Here is a 649-nt window from a genome sequence, read left to right as displayed (position 1 = left end):
CCCGCCTGTGGCGGATGTCCGCGCGGCGGCCCTGGAAGGTGCCGCAGTCGGAGACCGAGGAGATCTCCCGGTAGGCGTCGCTGCCGGGCAGCCACACCTCGAGGTCGTAGGTCATCCGGGCCGAGAAGCCGAGGTCACCCGCCGGCAGCAGGACGACACGGTAGGAGAGTCCGAGGCGGCGCAGGCATTCCTCGGCATGCCCCAGCATGAGCTCCAGCTGCGCCGGTGCGTCCTCGGGGGCGCAGACGCGGACCAGTTCCACCTTCTCGAACTGGTGCAGGCGCAGGATCCCCCGGGTGTCGCGGCCGTACGCCCCCGCCTCCGCGCGGAAGCACGGGGTGCGCGCGGTGAAGGCGTACGGCAGGGCGCGGGCGTCCAGCAGCTGCCGGGCCACCAGGTTGGTGAGCGGCACCTCGGCGGTGGGGATGAGGAACAGTTCCCGGTCGCCGACCCGGGTACGGAACAGGTCGTCCTCGAACTTGGGGAGCTGGCCGGTGCCGGTCATGGTGTCGCGGTTGACGAGGAACGGCACGGAGTGCTCCGTGTAGCCGTGCTCCGTGGTGTGCAGGTCGAGGAAGAAGTCGGTCAGCGCCCGTTCCAGGCGGGCGCCGGCGCCGCGGCTGACGCTGAAGCGGGCGCCGGAGAGTCC

Annotated in this window: 1 protein-coding gene; it reads right to left on the bottom strand. The window is 72.0% G+C overall.

Annotated features, from left to right (window positions below):
* The coding region (locus tag IH13_RS0131170) for an aminoacyl--tRNA ligase-related protein (protein ID WP_037842953.1) at positions 1-649 on the bottom strand (649 nt) is incomplete at both ends.

This window comes from Streptomyces sp. NRRL WC-3549 (assembly GCF_000721935.1).
Taxonomy (GTDB): Bacteria; Actinomycetota; Actinomycetes; order Streptomycetales; family Streptomycetaceae; genus Streptomyces.
This window is presented reverse-complemented; position numbering and strand designations above follow the sequence as displayed.